This window comes from Lysobacter sp. CFH 32150, assembly GCF_022758295.1.
Taxonomy (GTDB): domain Bacteria; phylum Pseudomonadota; class Gammaproteobacteria; order Xanthomonadales; family Xanthomonadaceae; genus CFH-32150.
This window is the reverse complement of sequence record NZ_JALDWJ010000015.1, coordinates 1-5,614: the sequence shown is the minus strand read 5'-3', so window position 1 is coordinate 5,614 and position 5,614 is coordinate 1. Positions and strand designations below refer to the sequence as shown.

The window sequence follows — 5,614 nt, the reverse complement described above, 5'->3', positions numbered from 1 at the left end:
TGGCGTCTGCATTGCTTTCCATCCTTACCGGTTCGGCATGGCGCCTGGTCAGGAGCAAAGCAGGTGCCTAACAATTCATTCAAGCCGAAGCCGCTTCGCGGCTCGGCTTAATTCAGGCGTTAGGCCTGCTGAGATAGCTCAATGCACGTCAACATTCCCAAACCCGTCCTCCTCTCGGTCGCGTTACTGCTGGCGACTCATGGGGCTGGGCTTTGGCAAATGATCTTGCTCTCTCGCACCTTGAGTGTGCCCTTGTGGTTGCCCTACAGCACTCTGGCGGCCGTCTATTTGCTACTTGCGGCCTTGCTCGTAATGATTATGCGAGGCAAGCGCTGGGCACGTTCTGCCTATACCGTCGTCGGGATTCTTGGCCTTCTCTCAGTTCTCGGCCACATTGCTGACCTCAGTACGTCCGGTTGGCTGGTGGCAGCGGCCAAGGTCGTGGCCCTAGTGTTGCTCTACGTTCCAGCCAGCAACTCATGGTTCGCGGGCAGCAGCCCTAACAATTCATTCAAGCCGAAGCCGCTTCGCGGCTCGGCTTAATTCAGGCGTTAGGCCGCCACCGGGCACTTCTGGTAGACGTTGTCCCACTTTTAGCCAATTTCTATGCGCAGAACACTTGAGATTCTTGGTTGCGTGTTGCTTCTGGCTGTTGTCGCTGGAACTACTCTTGGGTCATTAGCCGGTGGTTTGTTCACCGGACACATCAATGGGCCTGCGCGGGGTCGTGACATCATCGCCCTTGCGGATAACCCATTCGGCTTCTGGGCAATGGTGGTGCTTCATGTGCTTATTGTCTTGGCGGCTTCGTCTGGCGCATATCATTTTGCCAAGGGTCGCAAGTCGGCCTAACAATTCATTCAAGCCGAAGCCGCTTCGCGGCTCGGCTTAATTCAGGCGTTAGGCCTCATGCAGATCAACATCACCCTGCTTTTAGGTGTGGCATTACTCGCAATTGGTTTGTGGCTCCGTCTCAGGCGCATCAATCCAGCTGATCGAGCTCCATATCTTTTGCGCGTTGCATTCTGGGTTGCTTCAATCGTCCTTGTCGCATGGCCTTTGCGGCAGCTGCGCCCGGCAATTGGCAGCCTTGCGTATCTTGGCGTGTCCCTCATAGTTCTTGGGCTCTTCTTTTGGTTTGGCATACTTGCGTCTAAGCGACTAACCAGGCCCAAGCAATGAGGCCTAACAGTTCATTCAAGCCGAAGCCGCTTCGCGGCTCGGCTTAATTCAGGCGTTAGACGGCCATGAAAATATTCGCCAGCCTGCTCATCATCTCTGCGCTCATGGCGGCCTCAGCACCAACCATGGCGCAGGGTGACCCTGTCAAAGTCTCACTTTCCGGCATGGCGCGTTGCTACAAGGATTCTCAATGTATACGCCTAACAATTGAGAACAACGGCAGTGGGCCTGTCACCTTTGGTGTAGAAGGCAGATTCCGCCCGACAATTCCAGAGCCGCTGTATACCTATCAGTTCAATCGGCAAGGCACTTGGACTGATTTCGCGACCTCGCTTGGCACGTACTTAGCGCCTAACAGGAAAATTACAATCAAACCAGGCCAGTCCAAGAACTTGTACGTACAGTTCTCCGACCTATCGCAGTGGTCGAACGGCGATCGCATTCGGCTTTCCATACAAGACGCAAGCAGAGTCATGCACTACACACCTCCATTTGACAGCTCCGGTTCGCCGATAAGCAATGAGTAGGCCGTCTAACAATTCATTCAAGCCGAAGCCGCTTCGCGGCTCGGCTTAATTCAGGCGTTAGGCCGCATCCCAACCATAGACGTTGATTGGAGTACCAAATGAGACGATCACAGTTGATTGCGGCACTTCTCACGTTGCTCGTAGCACTTGCTTTTGGCTGCGCGAGTTCGCCGAAACCTATCAACACGTCGTCTGGCCTCGTCTATACGGTTGTTAAAAAGGGTTCGGGGCCAACCGCACGCGCTGGTCAATATGTAACCATCCATGAAACGACCATGTTTTCTGATGGCCGCGTCCATTTCAGTACTCGCACCAATGGACAGCCACTACGTTTCCTGCTTGGCGGAAAACAAGTGATTGACGGTGTAGATGAAGCGGTTACGGGCATGAGAGTTGGCGAGCACCGGAAACTGATCGTTCCGCCAAGCTTGAGCAAGAGAACCACGTACTCGGACGGGCTCTCGCCAGAAGATACGCTCTATTACGATGTTGAGCTGATAGCGATTGAGGCGCCGTAAGCTATGCGGCCTAACAATTCATTCAAGCCGAAGCCGCTTCGCGGCTCGGCTTAATTCAGGCGTTAGGCACCACATGTGAGAGCTATGACAGCCACTCAATATCAATCTTCTACTCCCGCAATTCGGCCCATTTCTGAGTCCACTCGCCTTTATTCACCGACGCAAATTGCTTGCGGAACGATTGGAGGCCCTGTCGGCTTGATTTATTTTCTTTGGGCCAATTTCGTAGCGCTTGACAATAGTCGCCTAGCGAAAAGAACTCTCATAATTGGGTCAGTAGCAATTCTGGCCATCATCGCGATTGCACCTTTTCTGCCGGAGAAGGGAACCGCCTTCCTCTTTGCGATTATTTACATCGCCATAGGGAGACACATTGCTGAAAAGTACCAAATGACTAAACAGGCCATTGCAGACTCTCCAAGCTTCACATTTCAGTCCAATTGGCGCGTATTTTTGCTCGGCCTTTTATGCCTTGCCGCATCAGCTGTTGCCGTCATTGGCTCGCTTTTTCTTCTCATTGTGCTCGGCGTATGGCAGCCGTAGTGTTGCCTAACAATTCATTCAAGCCGAAGCCGCTTCGCGGCTCGGCTTAATTCAGGCGTTAGGCCGCGCTCACTCATGCCGTACTTCAAAGTCAGACTATCTGGCGCTGGCATATCCCTCCCCTTCGATGGAGGCGATCCTGTAATCGGGTTCTTCACAACACGCTTAGTACGCGCTCGAGACCCAGAGCATGCGCATGACCTGGCCAAACAGCTAGTTCTATCTGAGTGGCTGGCCGGTGGCGCTTACGCCACTGCCAACACCGGCGCAATACCTACCTTGGTGATTGAGGAGTCATGGCAAGTCGGACTCCTTCAGGGCATTCTTGGTCGCAGTAGGTTCGGCTATGCGTTCTATGCCAACGATGACTAGCTTGCGGCCTAACAATTCATTCAAGCCGAAGCCGCTTCGCGGCTCGGCTTAATTCAGGCGTTAGGCCTCAGGAAAAGATCACTGTGGACCGTCCCATCTTCCACCTGTCATTCCCGGTCCTGGATCTCCCTGCGGCCAAGACTTTCTACTGTGACACTCTTGGCGCCACGGTCGGTCGAGATAACGACGACTGGGCGGACATCCTGCTGTTCGGGCACCAGCTTACGTTGCATAACCGGCCGAGCGAGGTGTTACCTCCAGACCAACACGGTGTGCGCCACTTCGGAGCTATCTTGCGATGGCAAGATTGGATAGCGCTCGGAGCCAAGCTCGAGAGACAAGGCTGCACTTTCCTGCGGCCACCCACCATCTCTGGCGCGGGCACCGCGCACGAGCATGGCAAGATGTTGCTCTGTGATCCAAGCAACAACGTTATTGAGATCAAGGCCTACCGCAATGTTTCTGCCGTGCTCGGCACTCAACATGAGTCGGCTGAGGCCTAACAATTCATTCAAGCCGAAGCCGCTTCGCGGCTCGGCTTAATTCAGGCGTTAGGCACCAAATGAAACGTGACTTAGAGCTTGTAAGAGAACTCTTGCTCCATCTTGAGTCTCGTCCAAACGACGCTCCGGCCATTCCTCAGATGGACGGCCACGCTGAGCTAGAGATCAATTACCACTTGATCCTTCTGTTTGAGGCTGGACTGATTCGCGCAGAGCCGCAGTTGAGCCAAACGGGTCGCGTAATTCGCGTTCTGCCTTTCAGCCTTACGTGGCAAGGACACGAGTTCCTCGATACAGCCCGCGACAAAACGGCATGGAACACCGCTAAGAAACAGGTCACTAGCAAGACTGGTACAGTTTCGTTTGAGCTACTCAAGGCACTTCTAATTGCTTACGCAAAGGGCCAGCTCGGCCTGTAAGTCGGTTGGTGCCTAACAATTCATTCAAGCCGAAGCCGCTTCGCGGCTCGGCTTAATTCAGGCGTTATGCGCTATTTGAGCTTGCTAGCAGTCGTTACGCTCACAGCCTGCACCACTGGCAGGTTGACGCCACGTCACAACGATTGTGGCGTAGCGCCCTTTGCGTGGTCGCGGCTGGCCGCGCCGCCGGAGTCCGCCGAAGATCTGATTGCATTGGCTGTCATTGCAGGGCCCAGGAAGAATCAGACAGACATCTGGTTCCGAGGCGGAGAAGACCGATTGCTCCTCTGTCTCAAGGATATGCGTCGTGACTTCAGTTGCGGGTCGGCTCGCTGGGTTTTCTTGGCAACTGACCAGGGTTGGCGCGTTGATGAGACGGCTAAAGAAGCAGGCGCGACGGTATGCGCGGACTAGCGCATAACAATTCATTCAAGCCGAAGCCGCTTCGCGGCTCGGCTTAATTCAGGCGTTAGGGCGCATGAGCAGCATCATCGTAAATTTGGCGAAAGCAGCGGTCTTGCTGCTAGGAGTGCCCGTAGTTGGGCTCGTTGCATACGACACATTCGCCATCAGGCCTCATTTGGCGCAGATCGAAGGACTACTTGCCGGAGCTGATCCACAAGACGCATCTCCTCCGCGAATGATCCGTGACCTAATTGACGCAAACGCTGTCTCACCCGGCCCCTACGCCACGCGTCTTGTCACATCCAGGATTTATTCCGGTTTAAGTCAGGGGCAGTGGCATGTTCGCAATACGCTTTGGCAAATCCTTCTCCCAATGCACCTTGGCAAACCAAAGATGTACGGCCTTTACGCCACCCTTTCCTATAACGGCACCGATCATGGCCTCACTAGTTTCGCGTCGTGAATACGACAGGTCACTCGACCAGCTTTCGCCCATGCAGGCGGCTAGTGCAGTAGCGATCACACATGCCCCCACTGCTTACCTCAAAGACCGTGACAGGCTGGCCCAACGGGCAAGGCTTCTGCTTGCAAGGTCCGGGCATGCACCCTAACAATTCATTCAAGCCGAAGCCGCTTCGCGGCTCGGCTTAATTCAGGCGTTAGGCGCCATATCGGAGGTTGTCGCATGCGAATTGGAAATCTTTTCGTTGATGCCGACGCTCCTGCCAAAGGAGAACGCTTCGAAGAGCTCCTCAATCACAAGAACCTTGTCATTGAGCGCATTGTCAGCTCCGAGGCTATAACTCCGACCGAGTACGTGCAGCTCCAGGATGAGTGGGTGGCAATGATCCAAGGAGAGGCAACCCTTGAGGTTGCTGGCACGCTCTTTGAGCTGCATTCCGGTGACCACGTGTTCCTGCCTGCTGGCACACCCCACACAGTCCGACGCGTTTCAGAGGGCGCTCTTTGGCTGGCTGTTCACCTACACTGATTGAGGGCGCCGGGTGGTCGGATGGCGCCTAACAATTCATTCAAGCCGAAGCCGCTTCGCGGCTCGGCTTAATTCAGGCGTTAGGCACCCATGAAGCACTCAGCGCGCCCATTCTTAGTTAGCAGCGTACTTCTTACATTTGTTTTGCTTGCCT

At 54.5% G+C, this 5,614-nt stretch carries 8 protein-coding genes; 7 read left to right on the top strand and 1 reads right to left on the bottom strand.

Annotated features, from left to right (window positions below; all coding sequences use genetic code 11):
* Positions 1–141 precede the first annotated feature (141 nt).
* The 7 genes from MO486_RS16335 (at position 142) to MO486_RS16305 (ending at position 4,932) form a co-directional block, all read left to right on the top strand.
* Positions 142–543 (top strand): hypothetical protein, encoded by a 402-nt coding sequence (locus MO486_RS16335; protein ID WP_242910936.1) that lies wholly within the window; start codon positions 142–144, stop codon positions 541–543.
* Positions 544–1,247: 704 nt separating this feature from the next.
* The gene (locus MO486_RS16330; protein ID WP_242910934.1) at positions 1,248–1,709 is read left to right on the top strand and encodes a hypothetical protein; all 462 of its coding nucleotides are present in this window, start codon (positions 1,248–1,250) and stop codon (positions 1,707–1,709) included.
* Positions 1,710–1,807: 98 nt separating this feature from the next.
* Positions 1,808–2,227, top strand: coding sequence for an FKBP-type peptidyl-prolyl cis-trans isomerase (locus tag MO486_RS16325; RefSeq protein WP_242910932.1), 420 nt, complete (start codon positions 1,808–1,810; stop codon positions 2,225–2,227).
* Between the two features lie 84 nt (positions 2,228–2,311).
* Complete coding sequence (locus tag MO486_RS16320) at positions 2,312–2,770, top strand: hypothetical protein (protein WP_242910930.1); 459 nt, start codon at positions 2,312–2,314, stop codon at positions 2,768–2,770.
* Between the two features lie 455 nt (positions 2,771–3,225).
* On the top strand, positions 3,226–3,645 hold the full coding sequence (locus MO486_RS16315; protein ID WP_242910921.1) for a VOC family protein: 420 nt from the start codon (positions 3,226–3,228) through the stop codon (positions 3,643–3,645).
* Positions 3,646–3,704: 59 nt separating this feature from the next.
* Complete coding sequence (locus MO486_RS16310; protein WP_242910905.1) at positions 3,705–4,064, top strand: DUF2513 domain-containing protein; 360 nt, start codon at positions 3,705–3,707, stop codon at positions 4,062–4,064.
* A gap of 478 nt (positions 4,065–4,542) precedes the next feature.
* Entirely contained in the window at positions 4,543–4,932 is a 390-nt protein-coding gene (locus MO486_RS16305) for a hypothetical protein (protein ID WP_242910891.1), read from the top strand.
* A 189-nt stretch (positions 4,933–5,121) separates the two neighbouring features.
* On the opposite strand, the gene MO486_RS16300 is transcribed toward MO486_RS16305, so the two are convergent.
* The gene (locus tag MO486_RS16300; protein WP_242910889.1) at positions 5,122–5,367 is read right to left on the bottom strand and encodes a hypothetical protein; all 246 of its coding nucleotides are present in this window, start codon (positions 5,365–5,367) and stop codon (positions 5,122–5,124) included.
* Positions 5,368–5,614: the final 247 nt, after the last annotated feature.